Annotated in this window: 24 protein-coding genes and 1 pseudogene; 13 read left to right on the top strand and 12 right to left on the bottom strand. The window is 73.6% G+C overall.

Annotated features, from left to right (window positions below; all coding sequences use genetic code 11):
- The first annotated feature begins 24 nt into the window (after positions 1-24).
- Complete coding sequence (locus ACWZEH_RS03605) at positions 25-687, top strand: transcriptional regulator (protein ID WP_456195545.1); 663 nt, start codon at positions 25-27, stop codon at positions 685-687.
- 227 nt (positions 688-914) lie between these two features.
- Here the strand turns inward: ACWZEH_RS03605 and ACWZEH_RS03600 are convergent, their stop codons facing one another.
- From ACWZEH_RS03600 to ACWZEH_RS03580, 5 genes are all read right to left on the bottom strand, one after another.
- Positions 915-1,151: a DUF6213 family protein gene (locus tag ACWZEH_RS03600; RefSeq protein WP_384007204.1), complete on the bottom strand. Its 237-nt coding sequence runs from the start codon at positions 1,149-1,151 to the stop codon at positions 915-917.
- Between the two features lie 25 nt (positions 1,152-1,176).
- On the bottom strand, positions 1,177-2,562 hold the full coding sequence (locus ACWZEH_RS03595; RefSeq protein WP_456195543.1) for an NADP-dependent succinic semialdehyde dehydrogenase: 1,386 nt from the start codon (positions 2,560-2,562) through the stop codon (positions 1,177-1,179).
- A gap of 77 nt (positions 2,563-2,639) precedes the next feature.
- On the bottom strand, positions 2,640-3,104 hold the full coding sequence (locus ACWZEH_RS03590; protein ID WP_456195541.1) for an NUDIX hydrolase: 465 nt from the start codon (positions 3,102-3,104) through the stop codon (positions 2,640-2,642).
- Positions 3,101-4,654 carry an ATP-dependent DNA ligase gene (locus ACWZEH_RS03585; protein WP_456195539.1) on the bottom strand — a complete coding sequence of 518 codons (1,554 nt, stop codon included), beginning with the start codon at positions 4,652-4,654 and terminating at the stop codon, positions 3,101-3,103. Before ACWZEH_RS03585 ends, ACWZEH_RS03590 begins: the two co-directional genes overlap by 4 nt.
- Positions 4,655-4,713: 59 nt before the next feature.
- Positions 4,714-5,775, bottom strand: coding sequence for an NAD(P)/FAD-dependent oxidoreductase (locus ACWZEH_RS03580; protein WP_456195537.1), 1,062 nt, complete (start codon positions 5,773-5,775; stop codon positions 4,714-4,716).
- A 77-nt stretch (positions 5,776-5,852) separates the two neighbouring features.
- Here ACWZEH_RS03580 and ACWZEH_RS03575 point away from each other — a divergent pair, with 77 nt between their 5' ends.
- The 6 genes from ACWZEH_RS03575 (at position 5,853) to ACWZEH_RS03550 (ending at position 11,330) form a co-directional block, all read left to right on the top strand.
- Positions 5,853-6,425 carry a helix-turn-helix domain-containing protein gene (locus ACWZEH_RS03575; RefSeq protein WP_456195536.1) on the top strand — a complete coding sequence of 191 codons (573 nt, stop codon included), beginning with the start codon at positions 5,853-5,855 and terminating at the stop codon, positions 6,423-6,425.
- 136 nt (positions 6,426-6,561) lie between these two features.
- Complete coding sequence (locus tag ACWZEH_RS03570) at positions 6,562-7,539, top strand: NADPH:quinone oxidoreductase family protein (protein ID WP_456195534.1); 978 nt, start codon at positions 6,562-6,564, stop codon at positions 7,537-7,539.
- Complete coding sequence (locus tag ACWZEH_RS03565) at positions 7,536-8,720, top strand: acyl-CoA dehydrogenase family protein (RefSeq protein ID WP_456195532.1); 1,185 nt, start codon at positions 7,536-7,538, stop codon at positions 8,718-8,720. Before ACWZEH_RS03570 ends, ACWZEH_RS03565 begins: the two co-directional genes overlap by 4 nt.
- On the top strand, positions 8,717-9,880 hold the full coding sequence (locus ACWZEH_RS03560; protein WP_456195530.1) for an acyl-CoA dehydrogenase family protein: 1,164 nt from the start codon (positions 8,717-8,719) through the stop codon (positions 9,878-9,880). The genes ACWZEH_RS03565 and ACWZEH_RS03560 overlap by 4 nt, the downstream gene beginning before the upstream one ends.
- 239 nt (positions 9,881-10,119) lie before the next feature.
- Entirely contained in the window at positions 10,120-10,983 is an 864-nt protein-coding gene (locus tag ACWZEH_RS03555; protein ID WP_456195528.1) for a phosphatidylinositol-specific phospholipase C/glycerophosphodiester phosphodiesterase family protein, read from the top strand.
- 152 nt (positions 10,984-11,135) lie between these two features.
- Positions 11,136-11,330, top strand: coding sequence for a hypothetical protein (locus tag ACWZEH_RS03550; protein WP_456195526.1), 195 nt, complete (start codon positions 11,136-11,138; stop codon positions 11,328-11,330).
- A 61-nt stretch (positions 11,331-11,391) separates the two neighbouring features.
- On the opposite strand, the gene ACWZEH_RS03545 is transcribed toward ACWZEH_RS03550, so the two are convergent.
- Entirely contained in the window at positions 11,392-11,790 is a 399-nt protein-coding gene (locus ACWZEH_RS03545) for a luciferase domain-containing protein (RefSeq protein ID WP_456195524.1), read from the bottom strand.
- A gap of 97 nt (positions 11,791-11,887) precedes the next feature.
- Here ACWZEH_RS03545 and ACWZEH_RS03540 point away from each other — a divergent pair, with 97 nt between their 5' ends.
- The 3 genes from ACWZEH_RS03540 (at position 11,888) to ACWZEH_RS03530 (ending at position 14,110) form a co-directional block, all read left to right on the top strand.
- Positions 11,888-12,253 (top strand): DUF4180 domain-containing protein, encoded by a 366-nt coding sequence (locus tag ACWZEH_RS03540; RefSeq protein ID WP_456195522.1) that lies wholly within the window; start codon positions 11,888-11,890, stop codon positions 12,251-12,253.
- A 136-nt stretch (positions 12,254-12,389) separates the two neighbouring features.
- Positions 12,390-12,974 carry a TerD family protein gene (locus tag ACWZEH_RS03535; RefSeq protein ID WP_456195520.1) on the top strand — a complete coding sequence of 195 codons (585 nt, stop codon included), beginning with the start codon at positions 12,390-12,392 and terminating at the stop codon, positions 12,972-12,974.
- A gap of 80 nt (positions 12,975-13,054) precedes the next feature.
- Positions 13,055-14,110, top strand: coding sequence for a hypothetical protein (locus ACWZEH_RS03530; RefSeq protein ID WP_456195518.1), 1,056 nt, complete (start codon positions 13,055-13,057; stop codon positions 14,108-14,110).
- Between the two features lie 66 nt (positions 14,111-14,176).
- Here the strand turns inward: ACWZEH_RS03530 and ACWZEH_RS03525 are convergent, their stop codons facing one another.
- The gene (locus ACWZEH_RS03525) at positions 14,177-15,412 is read right to left on the bottom strand and encodes an ROK family protein (RefSeq protein ID WP_456195516.1); all 1,236 of its coding nucleotides are present in this window, start codon (positions 15,410-15,412) and stop codon (positions 14,177-14,179) included.
- Positions 15,413-15,506: 94 nt separating this feature from the next.
- Complete coding sequence (gene xylB, locus ACWZEH_RS03520; protein WP_456195515.1) at positions 15,507-16,952, bottom strand: xylulokinase; 1,446 nt, start codon at positions 16,950-16,952, stop codon at positions 15,507-15,509.
- Between the two features lie 114 nt (positions 16,953-17,066).
- Between xylB and xylA the strand changes: the two genes are divergently transcribed.
- Together xylA and ACWZEH_RS03510 are read left to right on the top strand one after the other, a co-directional pair.
- Entirely contained in the window at positions 17,067-18,233 is a 1,167-nt protein-coding gene (gene xylA, locus ACWZEH_RS03515) for a xylose isomerase (protein WP_456195513.1), read from the top strand.
- A 391-nt stretch (positions 18,234-18,624) separates the two neighbouring features.
- A complete protein-coding gene (locus tag ACWZEH_RS03510) occupies positions 18,625-18,984 on the top strand; it encodes a hypothetical protein (protein WP_456195511.1) in 360 nt (119 codons plus the stop codon).
- 54 nt (positions 18,985-19,038) lie between these two features.
- Here ACWZEH_RS03510 and ACWZEH_RS03505 read toward each other — a convergent pair whose 3' ends face one another.
- Both ACWZEH_RS03505 and ACWZEH_RS03500 read right to left on the bottom strand, forming a co-directional pair.
- Complete coding sequence (locus ACWZEH_RS03505) at positions 19,039-20,457, bottom strand: SWF or SNF family helicase (protein WP_456195509.1); 1,419 nt, start codon at positions 20,455-20,457, stop codon at positions 19,039-19,041.
- Positions 20,454-23,348: a DEAD/DEAH box helicase gene (locus ACWZEH_RS03500; protein ID WP_456199420.1), complete on the bottom strand. Its 2,895-nt coding sequence runs from the start codon at positions 23,346-23,348 to the stop codon at positions 20,454-20,456. Before ACWZEH_RS03500 ends, ACWZEH_RS03505 begins: the two co-directional genes overlap by 4 nt.
- 397 nt (positions 23,349-23,745) lie before the next feature.
- On the opposite strand from ACWZEH_RS03500, the gene ACWZEH_RS03495 reads away from it, so the two are divergent.
- Positions 23,746-23,928: a hypothetical protein gene (locus tag ACWZEH_RS03495; RefSeq protein WP_109380710.1), complete on the top strand. Its 183-nt coding sequence runs from the start codon at positions 23,746-23,748 to the stop codon at positions 23,926-23,928.
- Between the two features lie 160 nt (positions 23,929-24,088).
- Here the strand turns inward: ACWZEH_RS03495 and ACWZEH_RS03490 are convergent.
- Both ACWZEH_RS03490 and ACWZEH_RS03485 read right to left on the bottom strand, forming a co-directional pair.
- Positions 24,089-25,069 (bottom strand): annotated as a pseudogene (locus ACWZEH_RS03490) (hypothetical protein).
- Between the two features lie 212 nt (positions 25,070-25,281).
- Positions 25,282-25,881: a class I SAM-dependent methyltransferase gene (locus ACWZEH_RS03485; protein ID WP_456195507.1), complete on the bottom strand. Its 600-nt coding sequence runs from the start codon at positions 25,879-25,881 to the stop codon at positions 25,282-25,284.
- Positions 25,882-25,962: the final 81 nt, after the last annotated feature.

Raw genomic sequence — 25,962 nt, 5'->3', positions numbered from 1 at the left:
CCGACCGACGCGACGGAGGCCGCGATGACGCGCACGGCCCGGGAACTGCTGGAGACGATCACGCGGGAACTGGCCCCGGACCCCCGGTCCAACCCGCTCGTACCGCTGATCGCCCGCGGTGAGGCCGGCCGGGACACCCTGGCCGGCCTCGCCCTGGAACAGAGCCGGGTGATCCCCGCCGACCGCCGTGCCTTCCAGCACCTGGCGGACCGGTCCGCGGACCAGCCGAGGGCCGCCGCGTACTTCACCGCCCTCGCCGAGGGCGAGGATCTGGCGGCGGCCCGGCTGGACGCCTTCGCCGCGGCCTGTGGTGTGGACCGGGTGCGTGCGGTGGCGTACGACCCCCTGCCCGGCTGCCAGGCCTATCCCGCCTACGTCGCCTGGCTCGCCCTCAACGCGGCACCGGCCGACGCCGTCCTCTCCGTGACCGCCAACTTCTCGGCCTGGGGCGGTTACTGCGCCACCATCGCCCAGGCGCTGCGCACGCACTACGGCTTCACCGACGAGGCCTGCGCGTTCTTCGACCTCTTCGCCGAACCGGCCCCCGGCCTGGGCCGGGTGGCGGCGGAAGCGGTCCAGGACGGCCTGGACACGGGCCGCCTCGACGAGAGTCTGGCGCGGCGGTACGGCCACCTGCTGCAGAGCTACGAGTCGCTGTTCTGGAGGACGCTGCTCCGGCCGGTCTGAACGCATGACCGGCGACCGCCGGCCGCACCCCAAGGGGTCCTTGCACTGTGAGCGCCCGGTGAGGTCGTGTGGTCCGGTGCCGGGGGTACCGCCCACGCCTTTCAGGCAGTGGGGGAGCATCGCGAGGCGCCACAGAGCCCTCGTGGCGGAGCCACCAGGGCTTTTGGGTAACGCGGCGAGGTGCGGTGCCGGGCCGCGCGACCCGGGCGGGCACAGTGCAAGGACCCCTAAGCCCTGCTCCCGCTGCTGTGCGCGATGCACGCCACGTCGATCCGGTCGGCCAGTTTCGCCAGCTCGATGGTGAGCGCGGCGACCGTGTCCTCGTCGAGCCGGTCGTCGCCGGACTCCACGAGATGCAGCCACCGGCCGCCCACCGTGCGCAGCAATTTGCTCACGTCCGCCGCGGAGACCTGCAAGGTACCGCGGTCGTCGACGATCAGAGGCAGAGTCACTTCGCGGTTCACAGACCGGATCGTAGCCGCGGGAGCGTCACGCACCGTGCCAAACCGTGGTGATGTTGCAGAACTCGCGGATTCCGTGCCCGGACAGCTCACGCCCGTACCCGGACCGCTTGACCCCGCCGAACGGGAACGCCGGATGGGACGCCGTCATCCCGTTCACGAAGACGCCGCCCGCCTCCAGATCGCGGACGAAGCGGTCGACCTCGGTCTCGTCACGCGTCCAGACGTTGGAACTCAGGCCGTACGGGGAGTCGTTGGCGATCAGCACCGCCTCGTCCAGGTCCGCCGCCCGGTACAGCGTGGCGACCGGGCCGAAGGCCTCCTCCCGGTGGACGCGCATGTCGCGGGTGATCCCGGCCAGGACGGTCGGCGGGTAGTACCAGCCTGGCCCGTCCGGGAGTTCGCCGCCGCACAGCACGCGGGCCCCGGACCGTACGGCGTCCTCGACCAGCTCCGCCAGATCCCTTCGGCCCTGTTCGCTGGAGAGCGGGCCGACGTCCGTCGCCTCGTCCATGGGATCGCCGGTCTTCAGCGCCCGCATGTCCCGGGCGAAGCGCTCGGCGAAGGCGTCGTAGACGTCGGTGTGCACGATGAAGCGTTTGGCGGCGATGCAGGACTGCCCGTTGTTCTGCACCCGCGCGGTGACCGCGACCTCGGCGGCCCGGTCCAGGTCGGCGGACGGCATCACGACGAACGGGTCGCTGCCGCCCAGTTCCAGCACCGTCTTCTTGATCATCTCCCCGGCGGTGGCGGCCACCGCGCGTCCGGCGGGCTCACTGCCGGTGAGGGTGGCCGCCCTGACGCGTTCGTCCCGCAGGATGTCGTCGACGGCGGCGGAGCCGATGAGCAGGGTCTGGAAGCAGCCCTCGGGGAAGCCCGCCCGGTGGAACAGGTCCTCCAGGTACAGGGCGGTCTGCGGCACGTTCGAGGCGTGCTTGAGCAGGCCCACGTTGCCGGCCATCAGCGCGGGCGCGGCGAACCGTACGACCTGCCACAGCGGGAAGTTCCACGGCATCACCGCGAGCACCGGGCCGAGCGGCCGGTAACGCACCAGGGCCCGGGAGCCGCCGGAGTCCTTCACGTCGGACGCGTCGGGCTCCTCGTCGGCGAGAAGGCCCGCGGCGCGGTCGGCGTACCAGCGCATCGCCTTGGCGCACTTGGCGGCCTCCGCGCGGGACTGCCCGACCGGCTTGCCCATCTCGGTGGTCATCACCTCGGCGATGCTGTGCCGGTCCTCGTCGAGGAGCTCGGCGGCCCGGCGCAGCAGGCGGGCGCGCTCCTCGAACGTCGTCGTCCGGTACGTGCGGAACGTGGCCTCCGCGAGTTGGAGCCGGCGCTCGGTCTCCTCCTCGCCCATGGCCTCGTACGTCCTGAGCGTCTCGCCGTTCGCCGGATTCACCGTTGCGATGGGCATGGCTGGCCTCCCTGGGGACGGGGTGTGCATGTCGACCCTCCCGCGCGGCGATGGGCGTCGCAACGCGGGAGCGTTCCTCAGGGCGAGTGCTCCGCCAAGCGGTCGAGAAACGCAGCCTGGGCGGAGACGACCCGTTCCCGTGCCCGGTCCAGGGAGAGCCACTCCACCCGGTCCAGCTCCGGGAACTCCCGCATCCGCCCCGACTTCGGCGGCCACTCCATCCAAAAGGTGCCGGGCACGACGGCCGCCGGGTCGAGGTCGCCCTCGACCCCCCAGGCCGTGACGGTTTTGCCGCCGGACTGCCGGACCTCGCCGAGCGGAACGGCCTCACCGTCGGGCGGCGGCAGCCCCAGCTCCTCCCTGAACTCCCGGCGCGCCGCGTCCCAGGCCGTCTCGCCGGCGTCGTACTCGCCCTTCGGCACGGTCCACGCGCCGGCGTCCCGGCGGGCGAAGAACGGGCCGCCCATGTGACCGAGCAACACCTCGAGCCCGTGACGGGTGTGCCGGAACACCAGCAGGCCGGCGCTCCGGGCGCCGGTCACGGACGTAGCCCGGGGTGCGCGGCGAGCAGGGACTCCACGGTGTCCGCCTCGTCCGGCCGTTTGTCCTCGCGGTAGCGGACCACCCGGGCGAAGCGGAGGGTGACGCCGGCCGGGTAGCGGGTGGAGCGCTGGAGGCCGTCGTAGGCGATCTCCACGACGAGCTCCGGGCGCACGGTGACGACGTACGCGCTCGTGTCGCTTTCGCCGGTGCCGACGGCGAGTTCGCGCAGCCGGTCGGTCTGCCAGGTCAGCATGGCGTCGGTCATGCCCTTGAAGGTCTTGCCGAGCATCACGAAGCCGCCGTCGGCGGTGCGGGCGCCCAGGTGCAGGTTGGACAGCTTGCCGGTACGGCGGCCATGACCCCACTCGGCCGCCAGCACCACCAGGTCGAGCGTGTGCACGGGCTTGACCTTCAGCCAGGACGCGCCGCGCCGCCCGGCGCTGTAGGGGGCGCCGAGTCCCTTGAGCACGACGCCCTCGTGACCGCGCGCCAGCGTGTCGGCGAGGAAGTCCTCCGCCGCCCTCACGTCCTCGGGTCCGGACACTCTGGTGCCCCGTACCCGCATGGCCTGCGGCACCAGCCGGGCCAGCTCCGCGTGCCGCTCGGCGAAGGGAAGATCCAGCAGCTCACGGCCGCCGACGGACAGCGCGTCGAAGAAGACGGCGGCGACGGGCAGGTCCCGGGCGGCCGTGGCCACGTCCGCCCGGGAACCGACCCGCCCGGCGGTCTCCTGGAACGTACGGGGCCGCAGCCGCTCGTCGAACGAGACGACCTCGCCGTCCAGGACGAACCGCTCGCCCGGCAACGCCCGTGCCGCCGCCGTCACTTCGGGCAGCCGGTCGGTGATGTCGTCCAGGGTGCGGGTGTGCACGCGCACCGTGTCGCCGTCACGGTGCACCTGGACGCGGATGCCGTCCAGCTTCTCCTCGACCGCCGCCGCCCCCAGCTTCCCCACCGCCTCGGCGACCGAGGAGGCGCTGTGCGCCAGCATCGGCAGCACGGGGCGCCCCACGGTGAGACGGAACCGCTCCAGCGCCTCGGGGCCGTCCGCCAGCAGCGCCCCGGCCACCGTCTGCAGTGTGCCCGCCAGCATCACCGCCCGCCGAACATCCGCCGACGGTGCCCCGGTCGCCCGCGCCAGCCCTTCCACGGCGACCGCGTCCAGAGCCCCCTGCCGGACCTCGCCGGTGAGCAGCCCCAGCAGGAACCGCTGTTCCTCCTCGGTCGCCGCGCCCAGCAGCTCCCCGACCAGCAGGGCCCGCTCGGCCTGCGAACCGGGCCCGGACACCTTGGCGAGCCGGCCGAGCCGGGCGTCGACCGCGCGCACCGTCAGGGTCGGCCGGTCCGCCGGGGCGACCGGCCGGCTCAGTGTCTTCCATCCCACGCCGATCCGCCCCTGCGGCAGCCGGCCCGCCAGATACGGGATGACGACGGGCACGTCGTCCGCCTCCGCCTCCCGGAACAGCTCGGCGAGCAGCGCGACCTTCCGGGACCGCGCCGAGGTGGCGGCGACCTCCTGCGACACATGGGCCAGCCGGGACAACAGCATGCAGCCATGGTGCTACGGAGCCCGGCGTTCCACACCCGGGCCGTCGCGGCCGCCGCGGATCACCCGGTCACCGCGGCGTCCAGGTCCGTCATCAGCAGGTCCCCGACGATCGCGACCGCCGCGCGGTATCCGCCGCTCGCCGCGTGGACGACCTGTTCGGCGAAGCCGACCGCGTTGCCCGCAGCCCAGACGCCGGACACGGAGGTCAGCCCCGTCGGGTCCACCACCGGGTACGCGCCGAACGGGGTTTCGGACAGCTCGGCGCCGAGCCGCTCCAGCAGGCTCGTCTGCGGCAGGGGACGCGGCCCGACGTACAGCACGGAGCGGGCGTGGACGGAGCCGTCGGCGAGGCGGACGCCGGTCAGCCGGTCGCCCTCGACCACCAGCCCCGCGACCTCGCCGGGCACGACGTCGACGCCGGCCGCGGCCAGCCGGCGCAGGTCCTGGTCGGACAGCTCCTCCTCGGCGACCGTGTGCAGGAAGAGGGTGACGTCCTTGGACCACCGGGACACCATCAGCGCCTGGTGCACACTCATGGCGCTCGATGCGAGCACCCCGAACGGCTGGTCGCGGACCTCCCAGCCGTGGCAGAACGGGCAGTGCAGCACGTCCCGCCCGAACCGGCCGGCGACACCGGGGACCGCGGGCAGCTCGTCCTTCAGCCCGGTGGCGACGATCAGCCGCCGCGCACGCACGCTCCGGCCGCCGTCCAGCAACACGGTGAAGTCCCCGCCGCCACTGGTGCCGGGCCGGGTGCCCTCGCCGGTGCGGGTCACGTCCGTTACCCGGCCCGTGAGCAGTTCGACGCCGTAGCCCGCGATCTCCTCCCGGCCGGCGGCCAGGAACGCGGCCGGTGACATCCCGTCCCGCGACAGGTAACCCTGCATGTGGGGCGAGGGCGCGTTGCGCGGCTCGCCCGCGTCGACGACCAGGGCCCGCAGCCGGGCCCGGCCGAGTACCAGCGCGGCGGACAGTCCGGCCGCACCGCCTCCGACGACCACCACGTCGTAGTCGGTGTCGGTGCCGGTGCCGGTGCCTGTGCCTGTGCCGGTGCCTGTGCCGTCCGTCCCTCCGGTCCCGTGGGCGAATCCGTCGCGGGGCTTCCCGCTCTTCTCGGTCATGCTGACCACCTCCACGTCGACCGTCGCCCGAGTACTGCCGGATTGACAAATGTCTTTGCCGATCCTGCAATACCCGTATGACTACCGACGACGTTCTCGCGGATGTGGGACCCCGGCTGCGGCGGATCAGGAAGGAGCGGGAGGTGACGCTCGCCGCGCTGTCCGAGGCGACCGGCATCTCCGTGAGCACCCTCTCGCGGCTCGAGTCCGGACTGCGCAAGCCCAGCCTCGAACTGCTGCTGCCGATCGCGCAGGCCCATCAGGTGCCGCTGGACGAACTGGTCGGCGCGCCGCCGGTCGGCGATCCGCGCATCCGCGCCAAGCCGTTCCAGCAGGGCGGTCGCACCCACTGGCCGCTCACCCGCCAGCCCGGTGGACTCCAGGCGTACAAGGTGCTCGAACCGCAGCGCACGTTCGAGCCCGAACCCCGTACGCACGAGGGCTACGAGTGGCTGTACGTACTGTCCGGCAAGCTGCGCCTCGTGCTGGGGGAGCACGACGTGGTGCTGACGGCGGGGGAGGCCGCGGAGTTCGACACACGGGTGCCGCACGCCTTCGGGTCGACGGGGGAGGGGCCGGTGGAGTTCCTCAGCCTGTTCGGCCCGCAGGGGGAGCGGATGCACGTACGGGCACGTCCCAAGCGGTCCTGACGGACGAGGCCCCCCGGCGGACGTGGGCGGGGGAGGCCGTGACGTGCGAGATGGTTCCCTGAAGGCAAGCGACCGCTTAGTATGCAGTGGACCCGGTCAGGCGAACACGACGTTCACAGTCCCGTGGAGGCTCCGCATGCAGGCATGGCAGGTGCACGAGATCGGCGAGCCGGGCGAGGTGATGCGCCTCGCGGACGTGGAGCGGCCGACACCCGGCGAGGGCCAGGTCCTGCTGAAGGTGCGCGCCGCGAACATCAACTTCCCGGACGCGCTGATGTGCCGTGGCCAGTACCAGGTCAGGCCGCCGCTGCCGTTCACCCCGGGCGTGGAGATCTGCGGCGAGACCGAGGACGGACGGCGGGTGCTCGCCAACCCCGCGCTGCCGTACGGCGGCTTCGCCGAGTACGCCGTCGCGGACGCCGCCGTACTGCGCTCCGCGCCGGACGCGCTGGACGACGCCGAGGCCGCAGCCCTCCACATCGGCTACCAGACCGGCTGGTTCGGGCTGCACCGCCGGGCCGGTCTCGAGGCCGGCGAGACCCTGCTCGTGCACGCCGCCGCGGGAGGCGTCGGCAGCGCGGCCGTGCAGCTCGGAAAGGCCGCCGGCGCCACCGTCATCGGCGTGGTCGGCGGAGCCGCCAAGGTGTCCGTCGCCCGCGAACTGGGCTGCGACGTGGTGATCGACCGGCGCGAGCAGGACGTCATCGCCACGGTGAAGGAGGCCACCGGCGGCCGTGGCGCCGATGTGGTCTACGACCCGGTCGGCGGGGACGCCTACACCCAGTCCACCAAGGTCGTCGCGTTCGAGGGGCGGATCGTGGTCGTCGGCTTCGCGAGCGGCACGATTCCCGGCGCGGCGCTGAACCACGCCCTGGTGAAGAACTACTCGATCCTCGGCCTGCACTGGGGCCTCTACAACACCAGGAACCCTAAGCTCGTCCAGCACTGCCACGAACAGCTCCTGGAACTGGCCGCCCGGGGCGTTGTCAAGCCGCTGGTGAGCGAGCGCGTGCCGCTGTCCGGCGCCGCCGACGCCGTGCAGCGGGTCGCGGACGGCGTCACCACCGGACGCGTCACCGTGCTGCCCGCAGCGAAGAACGGAGCCACCGCATGACCGACGCAGCTGAACTGAGGCGGCGCACCCAGGAGCTGCTGACCGCGCAGCCGCCCGCCACCACCAGCCGCCTCGACTTCCTGCGGGCCCGCTTCGACGCGGGACTCGCCTGGGTGCACTACCCCGAAGGACTCGGCGGGCTCGGTGCCCCACGGTCCCTCCAGGCCGTCGTGGACGCCGAGCTGGAGGCCGCAGGGGCGCCCGACAACGATCCGCGGCGCATCGGCATCGGCCTCGGCATGGCCGCACCGACGATTCTGCGGTTCGGTACGGAGGAGCAGCAGCGCCGCTTCCTGCGGCCGCTGTGGACCGGTGAGGAGGTCTGGTGCCAGCTGTTCAGCGAGCCGGGCGCCGGGTCGGACCTGGCCGCCCTCGGCACCCGCGCGGTCCGCGTGGACGGGGACGGCTGGGTGGTCGACGGGCAGAAGGTGTGGACCTCCAGCGCCCATGCCGCCCGCTGGGCCATCCTCATCGCCCGTACCGACCCGGACGTGCCCAAGCACCGGGGTATCACCTACTTCGTCTGCGACATGACCGACCCCGGCGTCGAGGTGCGGCCGCTGCGCCAGATCACCGGTGAGGCCGAGTTCAACGAGGTCTTCCTCACCGGTGTCCGCGTCCCCGACTCCTGCCGGCTCGGCGAGGTCGGCGACGGCTGGCGGGTCGCGCAGACCACCCTCAACAACGAGCGCGTGGCCATCGGCGGCATGCGGCTGCCCCGTGAGGGCGGCATGATCGGCCCGGTCGCGAAGACCTGGCGCGAACGTCCAGAACTGCGCACCCACGACCTGCACCAGCGTCTGCTGGGGCTCTGGGTGGAGGCCGAGGTCGCCCGGCTCACCGGCGAACGCCTGCGCCAGCAGCTCGTCGCCGGCCAGCCCGGTCCGGAGGGCGCCGGCATGAAGCTGGGCTTCGCCCGCCTCAACCAGCAGATCAGCGGCCTGGAAGTTGAACTCCTCGGAGCAGAGGGGCTGTTGTACGACGACTGGACCATGCGCCGCCCCGAACTGGTCGACTTCACCGGCCGTGAGGCCGGCTACCGCTACCTGCGCTCCAAGGGCAACAGCATCGAGGGCGGGACCAGCGAGGTCCTGCTGAACATCGTCGCCGAGCGCGTCCTGGGCCTCCCGGCCGAGCCGCGTACCGACAAGGACGTCGCCTGGAAGGAGCTGGCCCGATGAGCACGACGAGCCCGACGGGGACCGACCCGGTGAGTCCGGCGAATCCGGAGAGCGCACAGCCCGCTCTCCTGTACTCGGAGGAGGAAGAGGCGCTGCGCGCCGCCGTCCGGGGCCTGCTCACCGACCACTGCGACGCGGCCCGGGTGATCTCCCGTACCGAGTCGGACACCGCGCACGACCCGTCCCTGTGGAAGGCGCTCGCCGACGGCATGGGTCTCGCCGGACTGCTGGTGCCCGAGGACCGCGGCGGCCAGGGCGCCACACACCGGGAGGCCGCGGTCGTCCTGGAGGAGCTGGGCCGGGCCGTCGCCCCCGTGCCCTATCTGACCAGCGCCGTCGTGGCCACCGAGGCGCTGCTGGCCTGTGCCGGCGGAGGCGAGGTGCTCGCCTCACTGGCGTCCGCGCGCAGGATCGGCGCCCTCGCCGTCCCTCTGCACACCGCCCCCGGCGCGCCCTTTCCCACCGTCCGTGCGGCGGACGGCGTCCTGCGCGGCGAGCTGGCCGGCATCGCGGACGCGGCCGCGGCCGATGTGCTGCTCGTCCCGGCGGACGACGGCGGGCTGTACGCCGTCGAGGCGGAGGCCGCCGGCGTCACCGTCACCGGGCAGACGTCCCTGGACCTGACCCGTCCCCTCGCCCGCGTCGTCCTGGACGGGGCCCCGGGGCAGCGGGTCGGTGATGCCGGACCCGCTGTGCGGCGGGCTCTGGGGGCGGGTGCCGGACTGCTGGCATCGGAACAACTCGGGCTCGCCGAATGGTCGTTGACGGAGACGGTCCGCTACCTGAAGGAGCGCAGGCAGTTCAACCGGCCGGTGGGCGGTTTCCAGGCGCTCAAGCACCGGCTCGCCCAGCTGTGGCTCGAGGTCGTCAACCTCCGTGCCGCGGCCCGCAACGCGGCGGACACACTGGCCGCCGACGCGGCGGCTGCGGGTGGCGGCGCCGGTGCGGCCGTCGCCGTCGCCGTCGCGCAGGCCTACGCGGGCCGGGTCGCCGTCCATGCCGCCGAGGAGGCGCTGCAACTGCACGGCGGCATCGGGATGACCTGGGAGCATCCGGTCCACCTGTACCTGAAGCGGGCCAAGGCCGACTCGATCGCCTACGGCACGGCGGGCGCCCACCGCGAGGCACTGGCCGAACTCGTCGACCTGCGGGCGCCCTGACGTAGCGTCACGCGCCCGGTGGTACCACCGAATCCCACGGGAGAGCCCGCCCTCGGGCGGGCTCTCCCGTGCGTCTGTGCGTCCGTGCGTCCGTGCGTCCGTGTGTCTGTGCGTCCGGCGGTTCCCGGAGGTGAACGTGCGACGACGGATCGGCCAACTCGCTTCACAGCGCTGCTCCTCGGGCCCGTGCGGACCTCATACTCCAGAGGTCCCCGTACGCCGTTCCAGGGAGGCGGAGCATGGCCCTCACCACCCGTCGCAGAGCCCTCACCACCCTCGGCACCGCCCTCGCGGCCTCGATCGCCCTGCCGGCCGCCCAGGCGCTGGCCGGTGAACGCGGTCACCGGCCACGACCGTTGTGGCGGGCCCACGCCCACAACGACTACGAGCACCCGCGTCCCCTCCTCGACGCCCTCGAGCACCGCTTCGGCAGCGTCGAGGCCGACATCCACCTCGTGGGCGACCAGCTCCTCGTCGCACACGACCCCGAGGACCTCGATCCGTCCCGCACCCTCGAGTCCCTCTACCTCGACCCCCTCGCCGCCCGCGTGCGGACCCACCACGGGTCGGTGTACCGAGGGCAGCGCAGGCCGCTTCAACTGCTCATCGACATCAAGACCGAAGGCGCGTCCACCTACCTCGAGCTCCACCGTCATCTCCGGCGGTACCGGCACCTGTTCACCACCTGTGCGGGCGGCCGGGTGCTGCCCGGGCCGGTCACCGCCGTCATCTCGGGCCACCGTGCCGCCCGCGCGCCCATGGAGGTCCAGCGGGTGCGGCACGCCTTCTACGACGGCCGGCTGACCGACCTCGGCGGCCCGGCCCGTTCCTCCCTGATTCCGCTGATCAGCGACAACTGGACGCTCAACTTCACCTGGCGGGGCGTCGGCGCCTTCCCCGACGCCGAGCGCCGCAAACTGCACGACATCGTGGGCACCGCGCACGGGCGCGGCCAGGCGGTACGGTTCTGGGCCACCCCCGACCTGCCGGGCCCCGCCCGGGACGCCCTGTGGGGCGAACTGGTCTCCGCGGACGTCGACCACCTCAACACCGACGACCTCGCAGGGCTGGAAGCCTTTCTCGACACGTACCGCCCACGGTAGGACGCCCACCTTCCGCGGCAGGACGAGTACCGACCGCGGTACGTCGCGGACACCACACGTTCGGAGGACAGGCCGGCCGCCCGGACGAACCCTCCGCTACGCCACACTTGCGGCCGAACGCCGCGAAGCGGACGTGGCGGAGGAGGTTGACGATGGCCATTTCCATCTCTGTGGTGCTGCTGCTCGCGATCCTGGCGGTGATCTTCCTGCGCAACGGCGGGCTGAAGCTCTCCCACGGGATCGTCTGCCTGCTGCTCGGGTTCTGTCTGGCCGGCTCGGACATCGCCCCCGCCATCCACAGCGGCCTGACCGCGACGGCGGGCATCGTCAGCGGTCTGCGCCCGTGAGGCCCGACGTCCTGGGCGGGTGAGGGCCCTTGCTCCGTTCCGTCAAGGAGCGGGCGTCTTCTCAGCGTTCGGTCACCGGGTCGCGCGGCAGCACCGTGACCCGGTGGAAGTTGCACCCGGTGGCCGTCGGCACGGGGGAGGGGGGCGGGGTGGCCTGGTGGGCCTTGAGGGCGACGCTCACCAGCGTCAGCAGCAGGTCGATGTCGGTCTCGCAGTCCAGATGCACCGTCACCCAGTTCGACCCCGGTACCAGCTGGATCGCGGTCGAGGCGCTGAGGTCGTAGCGGAAGCGCTGGATGGCGCGGCGGGTGAGGTGGAGGTCGACATCCCGTCCCGAGTGGAAGTGGACGACCTCGTCCCGGGAGGAACGGAGAGCCTGCCCGGTACCACACCCTGCCTTGCAGACGGTGAGGTCGGGCCAGGCCCGAAGTCGCTCCATGGCTCGCTGCGCCGGTGTCATGGCCTCATAGTGACTCGCTACACCGTGCGGTAACCAGTAGTTGGGCGTTTTGTAATCGATCAGTGAGGCGACGCACTTCCTCACGTATGATCACATCATGACAGACAGTCACCTCGTGACCGTGCGCGGAGTCTCCGTTCTCCTGTGTGACAAGGACGGAACGAAACTGGGCGGCGGTGAGACCGCTCTCGATCTGATCGGTGATGCCCTGGGGTGCCGGGCGGACATGGTGGCTGTCCCGGTCGAGCGAGTGGCGGACGACTTCTTCTCCCTGCGTTCGGGCGTCGCCGGCGAGGTGGTGCAGAAGTTCGTCAACTACCGTCTCCGCCTGGCGGTCATCGGCGACATCGCTTCCCACGTGGCCGGCAGCGGCGCCCTCCGCGACTTCGTACGAGAGGCGAACCGCGGCAACCAGCTCTGGTTCGTCTCCGGCCGTACGGAACTCGAGGAGCGGCTGGGGTGAGGACAGGACCGAGGGCCGGGTGAGGACACCGACCGCAGGCCCTCCAGGCTCTCCTCGGGGCCGGTCACGGGGGGCGTGCAGGGCATCAGGCACACTTTGCGTGTCGTAGTCCGCCCTGACGAAGGATGACTCACCCATGATCACGCTCACGAAGGAAGACGGCCCGGCAGACCTGGACGGAGTGACCCGTCTGTCCATCGGGGTCTCCTGGGACCCGACCGCCGGCAGCAGCGGTGGGGTGCTGGGCAAGCTGCGCCGCAAGACCGGCACGGACCTCGACCTGATCGCCGTCGCCCTGCAGGGCGGGGACCCGGTGCGCCTCGCGGGTCTCGACTCGCTCGACCCCCTGGGCAACGGCGCGCTGGTCCACAGCGGCGACAACCAGACCGGACACGGCGACGGGGACGACGAGACGGTGACCGTCGAGTTCGCCCGGGTCCCGCCCAACATCACGTCGATCGTGTTCGTCGCGGCCGCGTACAAGAAGGGCTCCTCCTTCCAGAAGGCGCGCAACATCAGCTTCAAGGTCTACGACGCGAGCGGCGGCAGCACGCAGCAGGTCGCCGACATCTGGCCGAGCCTGCTCACCCAGGACAACGGCTGCGCCGTGGCCAGGGCGATCCGGGTCGGTGGCACGTGGAAGCTCGAGGTGATCAACACCACCGGGAAGGTCAAGCAGGGCGACGAGCACGCCCTGATGCGCTTCGCCGTCAGCAACTAGCTGCCGGCAACCGGCGGGGGCGGTCCGGGCTCCGCCGGGCCCACCGCACGGGGCACGGGACACGGGGGGCGGGGGACGTGATGAGTCGGGTGCTCTATGGGGAGCAGTCGTGGAATCCGCTGGCGCGGACCGTGGAGCTTTCCGAGGACCGGCTGCGCAGGGGCGGCAGGATCACGCCGCTGAGCGAGCTGAACCTGCACGCCATGGCCGAGGCGTTCCAGCGAGGGAACTGGCTCGGGGGTGGCGGGGCGGAACGCCCGCTGACGTGGCTCCCGGACGGGGCCGGGGCGGTCCCGGTGACCCGCGTCACCGGCACGAGCACGCCGGTGAAGGTACGGCAGACCGCGGAGTTCGCCCGTACGCTGGGGGAACTGGCGGTCCGGCGGTGCGGCGGGCCCGGCCGGGTGGCCGCTCTCGCGGCGCGGGCCCGTGCCGAAGGCGTGCCGCTGTGGATCGCGCGGCGGACCGCGGTGGGGCCCGCCGGACCGGTCACCGTCGCCGTGGACCGCAGGCTGGTGCGCGTGGACGTGTGGGGACCGGGCGCCCCCGTCGTACGGATCCGGGCGCCGCGCGGCTTCGACCGGGACAGCTCCGAACCGTCCAAGGGCCTGCGCCTGACCGTCGGTGACGTTGCCGCGGAACTCGTTCTCACGAAGAAGCGGCGCAGGTCCAAGCGGTCCGTGGAGGTGGGACTGCCCGACCGGCGCTGGGTGCTGCGACGGGAGAACGCGGAGAGCTCGTGGCTGCTGCGCGACGAACGGCCCATCGCGCTCCTCATGCGTCCCCCGAGTTGGCCGGTGCCGGAGCAGGGCACGGTGCTGCTGCCGCTGGCCCCTGTGCGATACGAGAGCCCCGACCCGCTGGACGCCGTCATGGCGCAGGTCTTCGCCGTCGCCTTCGGGATCGGGGACACGACGGGGTCGGCACGGTTCCGGTCGGGCCGGCGCCCGGTCGACAGGGACGAGCCGCTCGTCGCCGACGACGAGTGGTGGGGCCGTCCCTGGTTCGGCAACCTCGGGAGAGGGAGGGACGACAACGAGCCCGGGGGCGGCGACGGCTGGGGCCCGGACGGCGGCGACGGCGGCGACAGCGGTGGGAGCGACGGCGGGAGCGACGGCGGGGGCGGCGGGGACTAGGCGTACCGATCCGCGGCAACCGCTTTCACGGTGGCCTCAACGGCGCCGTGCCGCCCAGGAGCGGACTCAGGCCCGCTCGGCGACGGACGCGGGGTCGTCCAGGACGCCCCGGATCACCGAGTGCGCCGCGCCCAGGAGGGGGCCCTCCGGGCCCAGGGCGGACACCGAGACGGGGCAGGCCGGGCCCGCCGTGCGCCGGGCCAGCTCGGAGCGGAGCGAGGGCAGCAGCCAGGGGGCGAGCCCGGACAGCGCGCCGCCCAGGACCACACTCTCGGGGTCCAGGAGATTGACCGCCCCGGTCAGCGCGATGCCCAGCGCCGTTCCCGCTTCGTGCAGGGCACGTCGTACGGCGGGGTCGCCCTGCTCGGCGCGGCCCGCGAGCAGGCCCACGCGGTCCTCGCCGGGCGACAGGCCGGCGGCGCGCAGCACGGCCTCCTCGCCGGCGTACTGCTCCAGGCAGCCACGGCCGCCGCACGCGCACCGAGGGCCGTCGGGCCAGACCGGCACATGACCCAGCTCACCCGCGAAGCCCCGCTTCCCGAGCAGCAGTTGCCCGTCCACGACCACCGCGGCGCCGATGCCGATCTCGGCCGACACATGGAGGAAGTCGCGCGGGGTCTCCTCGCCGAGCCAGAGCTCGGCCAGCGCGCCGCAGTCGGCCTCGTTGGCCACGGTCAGCGGGAACCGTGCCGGGAGCAGGGCGCCGAGGTCGGTGTCGTGCCAGCCGAGGTTCGGCGCGCGGACGACGGTCCGCGCGTCGCGTGCCACCAGGCCCGGTACGGCCACGGTCAGCCCGGCCGGCCACAGACCCTCGTCCTCGATCACGGTGAGGACACGGAGCAGCAGTGCGGTCAGCTCCCCGGTCACCGCCCGGGGGGAACGACCGCGGTTCGGGACGTTCCGCACGGCCCGCGCCCGGACCTCCCCGCGCAGGTCGACCGCGCAGACCGCGAGGTGGTCGACGCCGACCTCCGCGCCGATCCCGGACGGACCGCGCCCGCTGACGGCGAGGGCCGAGCCCGGCCGGCCCACGCGTCCGGGCCGTTCGGGGCCCAGTTCCTCCAGCAGGCCCGAGCGGATCAGCTCGTCGACCAGGGTGGACACCGCCGCCCTGGTCAGGCCGATGCGCGAGGCGACGGCAGCCCGGGACAGGGGGCCCTCGGCGCTGACGGTGTGCATCACCCGTGAGAGGTTGCGGCGGCGCATGCCCTGCTGGGTGTCGGGCAGTGCGCGCTCCGGACCGGCCGAGGGCAGCACCCGCCCCAGAGCGGCCGGTCGGGCCTCGTGCAGCGGTGCGCTCATGCCTCCGTCAGTCCTCGGTCGGTCAGGGGAGCGCTCGGTCGTTCCCGGTCGGTCGTGAGTGGGTCCTGGCCCGGTCCTGAGGCGGCCCCGGCTGTCAGGCGGTGTCCGTGCCACGCTCCAGGAGCGGGGCCGCGTCGGAGAGTACCCCGGCGATCCCGGCCAGCGTCTCCTCGTCCCGCTCCACCGCCTCCAGTACCGGCCCCGCGGCCGTGCCCCAGCGGCGGGCGACCGCGGCCGGGTCCTCGCCGGTGAGCAGACCGGCCGCCTGCGCCGCCGCCCCCAGCGCGACCAGCTCCCGCGCCTCAGGCACCTGCACGGGCCTCCCCGACAGCCGCCGTACGGTCTGTTGCCAGGCCGCCCCCCGCGCGCCGCCGCCGATCAGCAGCAGGGGCGCCGACGGGTCGGCGTCCTCGTCGACCACGCGGTCCAGCGCGCCCAGCAGCGAGTGCACGGCACCGTCGTAGGCGGCCTGGAGCAGCTGGCCGCCGGTCGTGTCGTGGCGCAGCCCGTGCAGCAGGCCGGACGCGTTCGGCAGGTTCGGGGTGCGCTCGCCGTCGAGGAAGGGCAGGAGCGTGACGCCGCGGCCCGGCTCGACGGCCTCGCGGTCCAGACCCAGCAGCGTCGCGACCCGGTCCACGGCGAGCGTGCAGTTGAGCGTGCAGGCGAGCGGCAGCCAGTCGCCGCGCGCGTCGGCGAAGCCCGCCACCGTGCCGGTCGGGTCGGCGGGCCGCCGCCGCGACACCGCGTACACCGTGCCCGAGGTGCCGAGGCTCATCACCGGGGTGCCGGGCCGTATGCCGAGGCCCAGCGCGGCGGCCGCGTTGTCCCCGGTGCCGCACGCCACCAGGGTGCCCTTGGAGAACGGCAGGTCATGGCCCTCGCGCACGGTCCCGGCCACCTCGCCGGGGCGTACGACACGGGGCAGCAGTGCCGGGTCCAGCCCCACGTGCGCGAGGATCTCCTCGTCGTACGCCTCGCTCCCGGAGGCCCACCAGCCGGTGCCGGAGACGTCGCCGCGGTCGGTCGTGCCCTGTCCGGTGAGCCGCTCGGTCAGATAGTCGTGGGGGAGCCGGACGGCCCTGGTGGCACGGACCGCCTCCGGCTCGTGCTCCGCCAGCCAGGCCCACTTGGTGACCGTGAAGGAGGCGGCCGGCACGCTTCCGGTGCGCTCGGCCCAGAACTTCGCGCCGCCCAGCTCCTCGGTCAGCCGGTGGCTCTGGGGCGCGGAACGCACGTCGTTCCACAGCAGCGCCGGGCGCACCGGTTCACCCCGCGCGTCCAGGGTGACCAGCCCGTGCTGCTGGCCGCCGATCGACACCGCGGCGGCCTCGTGCGCCGCCCGGCCGCACTGGCGCAGGGCCTGGGTCAGGGCGTCCCACCACTGGCGCGGATCGCTCTCCCGGCCCGCCCCCGAGGTCACCGTGTGCGGTGCCTGGCCGCTCGCGACGACCCGTCCGGTGGCCACGTCGACGACCAGCGCCTTGGTGGACTGGGTGGACGTGTCCACGCCGACGACGAGCGGACCCTCGGCTGCTGACATCGGTTTCTCCCTCTTGCGCGACTCGGTGGGCTGACCATCTTCCCAGAGATGGTGCTGCATACTAATTTGTAAATCGCCATGACGAAATAGTCTCAGCGAGCAAGGAGCCGCAGCATGAACTACCAGCCCACCCCCGAGGACAGGTTCACCTTCGGCCTGTGGACCGTCGGCTGGCAGGGACGGGACCCGTTCGGTGACGCCACCCGACGCGCCCTCGACCCGGTCGAGTCGGTGCAGCGTCTGTCCGAGCTGGGCGCCCACGGCGTCACCTTCCACGACGACGACCTGATCCCGTTCGGCTCGAGCGACAGCGAGCGCGAGGGACACATCAAGCGCTTCAGGCAGGCGCTGGACTCCACCGGCATGAAGGTGCCGATGGCGACGACCAACCTGTTCACCCACCCGGTGTTCAAGGACGGCGCGTTCACCGCCAACGACCGGGACGTGCGCCGCTACGCGCTGCGCAAGACCATCCGCAACATCGACCTCGCGGCCGAGCTCGGCGCCGAGGTGTACGTGGCCTGGGGCGGCCGGGAGGGCGCCGAGTCCGGTGCCGCCAAGGACGTACGGGTCGCCCTGGACCGGATGAAGGAGGCCTTCGACCTGCTCGGCGAGTACGTCACCGCCCAGGGCTACGACCTCCGCTTCGCCATCGAACCCAAGCCGAACGAGCCGCGCGGCGACATCCTGCTGCCCACCGTCGGTCACGCCCTGGCGTTCATCGAGCGCCTGGAGCGGCCCGAGCTGTACGGAGTCAACCCCGAGGTCGGCCACGAGCAGATGGCCGGGCTGAACTTCCCGCACGGCATCGCGCAGGCCCTGTGGGCCGGCAAGCTGTTCCACATCGACCTCAACGGCCAGTCCGGCATCAAGTACGACCAGGACCTGCGTTTCGGTGCCGGTGACCTGCGCGCCGCGTTCTGGCTGGTGGACCTGCTGGAGTCGGCCGGCTACAGCGGACCGAAGCACTTCGACTTCAAGCCGCCGCGGACCGAGGACCTCGACGGCGTGTGGGCCTCGGCGGCCGGCTGCATGCGCAACTACCTGATCCTCAAGGACCGCGCGGCCGCCTTCCGTTCCGACCCCGAGGTGCAGGAGGCGCTGCGCGCGGCCCGCCTGGACCAGCTGGCCGAGCCCACGGCGGCCGACGGCCTCCAGGCTCTGCTCGGCGACCGTTTTGCCTTCGAGGACTTCGACGCCGACACGGCCGCCGCGCGCGGCATGGGCTTCGAGCGTCTCGACCAGCTGGCGATGGATCACCTGCTGGGTGCCCGGGGCTGAGTTCCCGGGGCGGTGCCTCACCGCGCGGTGACCGGACGGAGATCGCCCGGCACCGCGCGGAGACCGGCCGACGCCGCTGTCCGACGCCCGTGTCCGACGCCGGTCTCCGGCGCCGAAGCCGCAGTCCGACGTCCGGCTCCGTGGCGAATTCCGTGCGGGGTGCTCGCACGGGAGGGTGTCCGAGGCGACCATGGTCGGTATGGCCACGCCACCGGTACCGCCCCAGCCTCCCGGCCCGCCGGGTGACACGCCGCCTCCGGGCGGCGGCTTCGGACCTCCCCCGTACGGCGGCGCACCGCCGCCACAGGGCCCCCCTCCGCCGACGGGCCCGCCCGACGACGGGGGCGGCTCGGGGCGCGGTCCCGGCGGGCGCCGGAATCTTCTGCTCATCGTGCTCGCGACGGTCGTGGCCGTGGTGGCCGTGGTGGCCGTCACCGTGATCGTGCTGATGGCGTCGGGAGACGACGGCTCGCCGGACGACCGGCCCACCGAGAGCAGCACCGACGGGTCGCCGGAGCCGTCCCCGGGCATCCCGTCCGAACTCCCCAGTGACCTGGAGAGCCTGCTGCCGTCCGGCTTCCCCACCGAACTGCCCTCGGACTTCCCGAGCGAGCTGCCCAGCGGTCTGGAGAGCCTGCTGCCGACCGAGCTGCCGGATTTGCCCACCGAACTTCCGAGCAACGTACCCAGCAACCTGCCGAGCGGCCTCGAATCGCTCCCGCCGTCCCCGGGGGAGGCCGCGCTGCGCTGAACCGGGCGCAAGCGCGAGGGCGCACGAGGCCGGCGGGGCGCCTCTTCGGGAGGACTACGTCCTGAAGGGCCGCCCCGCATCCGTCCCCGGCTCCGTCGGAGCCTCCGCGTCCGCTGCGGCCAGGGCCGTCGCCGGGTCCTGGGCGGCGGCTCCGGCCGGGACCCAGCGTCCGCGCTCCTTGCGGTACGGCCACCAGCTGCCGTCGCGCCCGAGACGCAGCTGGAGCCGACCGCCGTCGAGGGTCCAGCGGTTGGCGCGGAACCGGAACACCGGCCGCTGTGCCTCGTCGCTCTCGGCCCAGGCCGACTGCAGGGCGGCACGCGCGCGTGCGAAGGTTTTGGCGTCCACCGACCACTCCTCGTCGAGCACGGCCAGCGCCGCCGCCCCGCCCTGGCGCCAGGCCCGTACCGCCACCGCCAGCCCTTCCCGGCCACGGCCCGAACCGTCGGCGAGCCGGTCCGTCACGGCGCGCGGGGGCTCACCGGCGGCCAGCCGCACCGCGTCGCGCGCCACCGTCGGCTCCGGCGTCACCGGCTGCCGCTCATGCCCGTCCCGGAGCGCCTCCGCCAGCAGACGGCGGGCCTGCGCGGCCGTCCGCGAGGCGAGGAATTCCAGGGCGGACGGGTCGATCCCGGCGGCGGGAGGCGCGTCCGTGTCCAGCGACGGCGGCACCCCCGGCTCCGCGGGGAGCGGGGCAACGCCGGGCAGCGCAGGCCGGATGCCCCCGGCCGCGAACGCCTCGGCCGCGTCCACGCCCTCCGGCCGGGACCGCTCCCCGGAGGCGGACGACGGCCCGCCACGCGACTGGAGCGCGTCCAGCAGGGCGCGTTCACCGCGTCCCCGGGCCAGGAGCAGGACGAACGGGTCCTGGTCCAGCAGCCGGGCCACCTGGTAGCAGAGCGCCGCCGTATGCCCGCAGTGGTCCCACGCCCCGCAGTCGCACGCCGGCTCCAGACCACCCAGGTCCGGCAGCAGTTCGACCCCGGCCGACTCCGCGTCCTCCACCAGATGCGGCGGCATCTCCCGGTCGAGCAGCGCCGCCACATGCCCGGCCCGCTCGACGGCCATGTCCAGGAAGCGATCCCACTGTTCGTCGGACAGTTCCCGCAGCAGCACGTCCGCGCGGTGCGCCGTGCGGTCACGGTCCTGCACGACGGCCGTGATCCGCCCCGGCCGTACGGACACGGCACCGACAGCTCCCGCGCGGGCGAGCCGGCGGCCCGCCGTGAGCTGCTGGGTGTCCAGCGCCGTGCCCTCCAGTGCCGTCAGCCAGGCCCGGCCCCACCAGGTCTGCGCGAAACCACGCCCCCGTGCGGGGGGCAGCGCGGCGAACGTCCGCTCCGTGCCGGACCCGCCGGTCCCCTCCGGGTCGGTTCGGCCCGGGTCGGTCCCGTCCACCCGGGCTCCCTCCGGCTCGTACCAGTCGTCGGTGTCCTCCACGCCGGCTCCGTCACCGTCGTCGTACCGGGTCATCGCGGTCCCCCTCGCAGTGCCACCAGATCCGCCAGTTCCGAGTCCGTCAGCTCCGTGAGCGCCGCCTCACCGGAGCCGAGCACCGCGTCCGCCAGCTCGCGTTTGCGGACCAGCAGTTCGGCGATGCGGTCCTCGATCGTGCCCTCGGCGATCAGCCAGTGCACCTGCACCGGGCGGGTCTGCCCGATCCGGTACGCGCGGTCCGTGGCCTGCGCCTCCACCGCGGGGTTCCACCAGCGGTCGTAGTGCACGACATGCTCGGCGCGGGTGAGGTTCAGCCCCGTGCCCGCCGCCTTGAGCGACAGCAGGAAGACCGGGACCTCGCCGTCCTGGAAGCGCCGCACCATCGCCTCGCGCTCGGCCACCGGAGTGCCGCCGTGCAGGAACTGCGAGGGCACACCCCGCCCGGCGAGGTGCTGCTCCAACAGCCGAGCCATCTGCACGTATTGCGTGAAGACCAGCACACAGGCCTGTTCGGCGAGCGCGGTGTCGAGGAGTTCGTCGAGCAGGTCGAGCTTTCCGGACCGTCCCGCGATCACCGGACGCTCCTCCTTGAGGAACTGCGCCGGGTGGTTGCAGATCTGCTTCAGCCCGGTCAGCAGCCTCACGATCATTCCCCGCCGCGCCATGCCGTCGGGCCCAAGGACGTCGGAGGTGCCGGAGATCTCGGCCAGGGCCTCACGCACCACGGCCTCGTACAGCGCAGTCTGCTCCCGCGTGAGCAGCACCGCGTGATCGGTCTCCGTCTTCGGCGGCAGTTCGGGCGCGATCCCGGGGTCCGCCTTGCGGCGGCGCAGCAGGAACGGCCGTATTAGCCGGGCCAGCCGCTCCGCCGCGGCAGGGTCCTGGCCGCCCTCCACGGCGTCCGCGTACCGCCGGCGGAAGGTGCCGAGCCGGCCCAGCAGGCCGGGCGTCGTCCAGTCGAGGACGGCCCACAGCTCCGACAGGTTGTTCTCCACCGGAGTGCCGGTGAGCGCCACGCGCGCGCGTGCGCCGATGGACCGCAGCTGCCGGGCCGTCGCCGCGTACGGGTTCTTCACGTGCTGCGCCTCGTCGGCGACGGCCATCCCCCAGGACACCTCGGCGAGCCGGGGAGCGTCCAGACGCATGGTGCCGTACGTGGTGAGCACGAACTCGCCGTCGGCCAGATCCTCCAGGGAGCGGCGCGCCCCGTGGAACCGGCGCACCGGGGTGCCGGGCGCGAACCGTTCGATCTCCCGCTGCCAGTTGCCCATCAGGGAGGTCGGGCAGACCACGAGGGTGGGCCCGGCGGAGGCGGGAGCGGACTGCCGGTGCAGATGCAGGGCGATCAGGGTGATCGTCTTGCCGAGACCCATGTCGTCGGCGAGACAGCAGCCCAGACCCACGGACGTCATGTGGGCCAGCCAGTTCAGCCCGCGCCGCTGGTAGTCCCGCAGGGTGGCGGCGAGGGCTGCGGGCTGCGGGACGGGCTCCTGGGACTCGGGGTCCGCGAGCCGGTCCCGCAAGGTCGCCAGCCAGCCGGTGGGCCTTGCCTCGAACCGGCGGCCGTCCACCTCCACCGAGCCGGTCAGGGCCGCCCCGAGCGCGTCGACAGGCGTGACCTCGTGATCCCGGCGCCCGCGGGCGCGGACCACCTCCTGAGGATCGATCAGCACCCACTGGTCACGCAGCCGCACGACGGGACGCTTGCTCTCCGCGAGCCGATCCAGCTCCGCGCGGGTGAGCGTCTGCTCGCCCAGGGCGAACGACCAGTCGAAGGCGAGCAGCGCGTCGGCCGACAGGAAGGACGGTTGCCGGGAGGCACCCTTGAAGGCTGCCCGGCCGGGCGACCGCTCCCCGCCGGCGGGACCGATCTCCACGCGGGTGGTCAGTTCGCGGGCCAGCTCCTTGGGCCAGTGCACGTCGACGCCCGCGGCCGCGAGCGCCCTCGCGCCCTCGCCGAGGAGTTCGGTGACCTCTTCGTCGGCGAGTTCGACCGCGTCGGGCACCGTCGCCGACAGCAGGGGCGCGAGCGGGGCCCAGGCCCGGGCCGCCCGGCGCAGCGCGAGCAGTGTGTCCATCCGGGCCCGCGGCCCGAAGCCCTCGTCCGGGCCGGCTGAACCGACCGGGCCGTGCCGGTCTTCCGCGGCCCCGGCCCACACGTCGGCGGCGTCCGCGACGAGCGCGGGATCACTTACGGCGTGCACCTGGAGCACGGCTCGGAACGTGGCGCCGACGCTGTCGTCGGTGGGGTGGGCGGAGGGGACGGCGTGGTCCGTGGCACCCGGCGCCTGTGGTGCGTCCCAGGCCTCCGGCACGTCGGTGAGGCCGTGCACCTCGATGCGCAGCGACAGGCGCACGCCCGCGTCGTGGCCCGCGGCGACGTCGGCGGCCCAGTCGCGCAGTTCGGGCAGGTGCTGGGGCTCGGGCACGGCGTAGGCGGGGGAACCGGTCACCAGGGGCGCGGCGGGGGAGCGGGGCAGGGTGTCGGCGACCGCGTCGAGGAAGGCGCGCAACAGCCGTTCGGGGTCGGGCAACCGCAGGGGCCCGGTGCCGTCCAGCGGCCGGGCGTGCGCCTCGGGCGGCATCGAGGCGGCGAGCCGGCGCACCGCCTCGACGTCCTCCACGTCCAGCGGACCCGCGCGCCAGGCGTCGTGGCCTGCCGGGGACAGCCCCGGCAGCAGCAGACCGCGCGCCACCAGACGTAGCGCGTGCAGGGCGGCGGCGCCCCAGAACACGGAGGCGGGACGCCCGTCACCGCCTGCCCGTACGCGCGTGAGAACGGGCAGGGCGGCATGCAACGGCAGCACGACCGCACGGACGTCCACCGCCGCCACACCCTCGCCACCGGGCACGACGACGGTCAGGTCCTCGACCTGTCCGGTGTCCACGGCAGGGGGAGCCGACCCGTCGGGCCGCCAGAAGGCCATGCGGCCGGTGCGGGCGGGGTCACCGGGTACGAATACGGCGGAGCAGCGGGCCAGGCCGGCGTACTGAGCGGGGGAGGGAGGCACGGGAGTCGTCTGCGCGGCGATCACGGAATCCTTGATTCATCAAACTTGACTAGTGGAGGCGGAGTCGCCGAGAGTACAGCACGGCCGAAGTCGGCCGGGTATGCCTGGGATGTGAACTGGGACACCATGGACACGCGGTAGTGCTCCGCTCCGACCGGCCGGCGAGCCGAGAATCCGACGAGCCGACGACGGCCCTCAGGGGAAACCCTAGGGGCGAACCTCAGGGACGCCTCAGGGTCGCGGTCGGAACCGCCAGGAGCGCGGGGCCGTTTTCACGACAGAGAGCGGCAGTGGCCGCGAAGGAGGCGACACCATGTCGAAGAATGCCAAGATCGCCGCGGGAGGTGTGGCGGCCGGGCTCATCCTGCTCATCTGGCTGCCCTGGTGGGCCGCGCTCCTGATCGTCCTGGGAGTCCCGGCCGCCGCGTACCTTGCCCTGGACCCCTCACAGCGGAGCAGGCTGCGCCGCGTTTCACGCAAGGAGTTGGGCCGCTGAGACGCAGGGGCCCGTCCCAAGGGCGGGCCCCTGCCGGGGCGCTGCCACCGCGCCACCGCCCCGGCGCCGTCCGGGGCCAGGAATTGACCACGCCACCGTTCGCGGGCCTGCCGGCCGTCCGGCCCGCCGGCAGCCCGACACCGCGCTCCACCCGCGCGGTTCACAGCGGCCGTACGGCGATCCCGTCCAGGCCTTCCAGGAGACCTGGCAGTTCCGGTCCCCGGCCCACCGGGAGGACCTCGCCGGGTTCGTCGTCGAGCAGGACGAACGCCATGCCGTCGGTCCTGGCCACCAGGGACCAGCCGGGTCCGTCGGCACGCAGCGTGCGGGCGTCACCCGGTGCGAAGGAGGAGCGGACCCGGCCGAGCGGCGGCGGTGAGGCGAGGTAGGCGTGTGCCCTCCGCCAGGGTCCGCCGAATGCCGCTGTGGCCCATCCGCCGCCCGTGCGGCCGTCGGCCGGGGCGCCGTCGTCGGACGAGTCGTCCGAGGTCGGCCGTTCCGCGGCAGGTCCCTCCGCGGTCGCGGTCGGGGCAGCGTTCTCGTCCGCCGGTTTCTCCCCGGCCGGGCTGCCGTCGGCCGCGACGTCGCCGGCAGGTCCCCCGTCGCTGTCGGAGGCCTCCGCGGAGCCGCTCGGAACCGGGAACGCCGACTCGTCGACCTGTTCCCGCCGGACCGCTCACTGGAGCGCGATCCCGTCGGCGCCCAGACGACGCTGCGCCGGCCCCCAGGAGCCGGGGACGGGCGGTGCCGGCACGGGCCCGTCGACGACCTCAGGTCCGGGATCGTGCGGCGCGGGCACGTTCGGCGCCGCCACGGCGACGGCGAGGGGCCAGCCGGGCAGCGCGGCGACGACCTTGCGCTCCTCCGGCGACAGATCGTGCTCCATGCCGCAGTCCCAGGAGGCGATCGCGACGGCGGCCAGTGACACGTCGTCGATGGCGACGGTCCACCGGGCGCCCTCGCCGTCCTGACCGAGCACCAACCCGTACCCGTCGGCGAGCGGGGGGAGGCCGAGCGCGGCGCACGCCTGCGGGTAGTCGTCGCCCAGCACGCTCGGGAACCTCGCCGGCGTCAGCAGCGCCGCCGTCAGCACGTGGAGCGCGTCGTCCGCGGCGGCGGCTTCCTCGTCCGTCCCGGCCATTGCAGCCTCCCCGTCGGTTTCGTCCACCGGCGCGCACACCAATCCGACCCCGAGCCCTTTGTCACGACCCCGAACCCGCACCTGGACCTGGGCCTGGACCTGGGCCTGGACTTGGGCCTGGACCTGCAATTTTCCATCCCGTCCGGGGCGAATCACCCCCGATCGCACACCCGCCGCCGCGTGGATCGCACAGCGGCACCCGGCCGACGAGGTCAGCCCTCCCGGACGGCCAGTGCCAGGAACCGTGTGTCCTCGTCGGTGTAGGACGTCATGCGCCAGCCCGAACCGGCCAGCAGCGGACGGAGGTGGGGTTCCGCGCGGAGGTCGTCCGGCGTGATCGTGCGACCCCGGCGGGCAGCGAGCGCCGCCCTGCCGACCGGATGGAACAACGCGAGGACCCCACCGGGCCGCACCACCCGAGCCAGCTCCCTGAGATTCACGGCCGGGTCGGGCAGGTGCGCGATCAGACCCGCCGCGAACACGGCGTCTAGCGACCCCGGACGCAGCGGCAGCGCGGCGACATCCGTGAGCAGCAGCGTGCCGTCACGATCCCGTCCCGCCCGCGCGGCCTCCCGCAGCATGGCCGGAGTCAGATCCGCCCCGAGGACCGTCCCGGAGGGCCCCACGGCCGCCCGCAGCGGGGGCAGGGCCCGCCCGGTGCCACAGCCGGCATCAAGGACCCGGTCGCCCTCGCGCAGCCCGAGCCCGGCGACCGCGGCCGCGTAGACGGGACCGTCGTCGGGGAACCGGTGTTCCCAGTCGGCGGCGCGCGCGGTGAAGAACTCCTGGACGTGTGTGTGGTCGTCGCTCATGTCCGGCATGATCCCCCACCTGTCGGCCCGCACCCCGGCACCCCGCGGCGGCTCGCCCCCGCCCCTCGCCCTCCCCGTGAT

It is taken from the genome of Streptomyces yamdrokensis (assembly GCF_053890455.1).
Note: the sequence above shows the minus strand (reverse complement) of the source record. Positions and strands in the feature narration are given on the sequence as shown.

Bases quoted from the DNA above. Each gene is read 5' to 3' on its own strand.
- ACWZEH_RS03605 (WP_456195545.1), top strand. From the start codon at position 25: ATGACGCGCACGGCCCGGGAACTGCTGGAGACGATCACGCGGGAACTG.
- ACWZEH_RS03595 (WP_456195543.1), bottom strand. From the start codon at position 2,562: ATGCCCATCGCAACGGTGAATCCGGCGAACGGCGAGACGCTCAGGACG.
- ACWZEH_RS03585 (WP_456195539.1), bottom strand. From the start codon at position 4,654: ATGCTGTTGTCCCGGCTGGCCCATGTGTCGCAGGAGGTCGCCGCCACC.
- ACWZEH_RS03580 (WP_456195537.1), bottom strand. From the start codon at position 5,775: ATGACCGAGAAGAGCGGGAAGCCCCGCGACGGATTCGCCCACGGGACC.
- ACWZEH_RS03575 (WP_456195536.1), top strand. From the start codon at position 5,853: ATGACTACCGACGACGTTCTCGCGGATGTGGGACCCCGGCTGCGGCGG.
- ACWZEH_RS03570 (WP_456195534.1), top strand. From the start codon at position 6,562: ATGCAGGCATGGCAGGTGCACGAGATCGGCGAGCCGGGCGAGGTGATG.
- ACWZEH_RS03565 (WP_456195532.1), top strand. From the start codon at position 7,536: ATGACCGACGCAGCTGAACTGAGGCGGCGCACCCAGGAGCTGCTGACC.
- ACWZEH_RS03560 (WP_456195530.1), top strand. From the start codon at position 8,717: ATGAGCACGACGAGCCCGACGGGGACCGACCCGGTGAGTCCGGCGAAT.
- ACWZEH_RS03555 (WP_456195528.1), top strand. From the start codon at position 10,120: ATGGCCCTCACCACCCGTCGCAGAGCCCTCACCACCCTCGGCACCGCC.
- ACWZEH_RS03550 (WP_456195526.1), top strand. From the start codon at position 11,136: ATGGCCATTTCCATCTCTGTGGTGCTGCTGCTCGCGATCCTGGCGGTG.
- ACWZEH_RS03545 (WP_456195524.1), bottom strand. From the start codon at position 11,790: ATGACACCGGCGCAGCGAGCCATGGAGCGACTTCGGGCCTGGCCCGAC.
- ACWZEH_RS03540 (WP_456195522.1), top strand. From the start codon at position 11,888: ATGACAGACAGTCACCTCGTGACCGTGCGCGGAGTCTCCGTTCTCCTG.
- ACWZEH_RS03535 (WP_456195520.1), top strand. From the start codon at position 12,390: ATGATCACGCTCACGAAGGAAGACGGCCCGGCAGACCTGGACGGAGTG.
- ACWZEH_RS03530 (WP_456195518.1), top strand. From the start codon at position 13,055: ATGAGTCGGGTGCTCTATGGGGAGCAGTCGTGGAATCCGCTGGCGCGG.
- ACWZEH_RS03525 (WP_456195516.1), bottom strand. From the start codon at position 15,412: ATGAGCGCACCGCTGCACGAGGCCCGACCGGCCGCTCTGGGGCGGGTG.
- xylB (WP_456195515.1), bottom strand. From the start codon at position 16,952: ATGTCAGCAGCCGAGGGTCCGCTCGTCGTCGGCGTGGACACGTCCACC.
- xylA (WP_456195513.1), top strand. From the start codon at position 17,067: ATGAACTACCAGCCCACCCCCGAGGACAGGTTCACCTTCGGCCTGTGG.
- ACWZEH_RS03505 (WP_456195509.1), bottom strand. From the start codon at position 20,457: ATGACCCGGTACGACGACGGTGACGGAGCCGGCGTGGAGGACACCGAC.
- ACWZEH_RS03500 (WP_456199420.1), bottom strand. From the start codon at position 23,348: ATGGCCTTCTGGCGGCCCGACGGGTCGGCTCCCCCTGCCGTGGACACC.
- ACWZEH_RS03495 (WP_109380710.1), top strand. From the start codon at position 23,746: ATGTCGAAGAATGCCAAGATCGCCGCGGGAGGTGTGGCGGCCGGGCTC.
- ACWZEH_RS03485 (WP_456195507.1), bottom strand. From the start codon at position 25,881: ATGAGCGACGACCACACACACGTCCAGGAGTTCTTCACCGCGCGCGCC.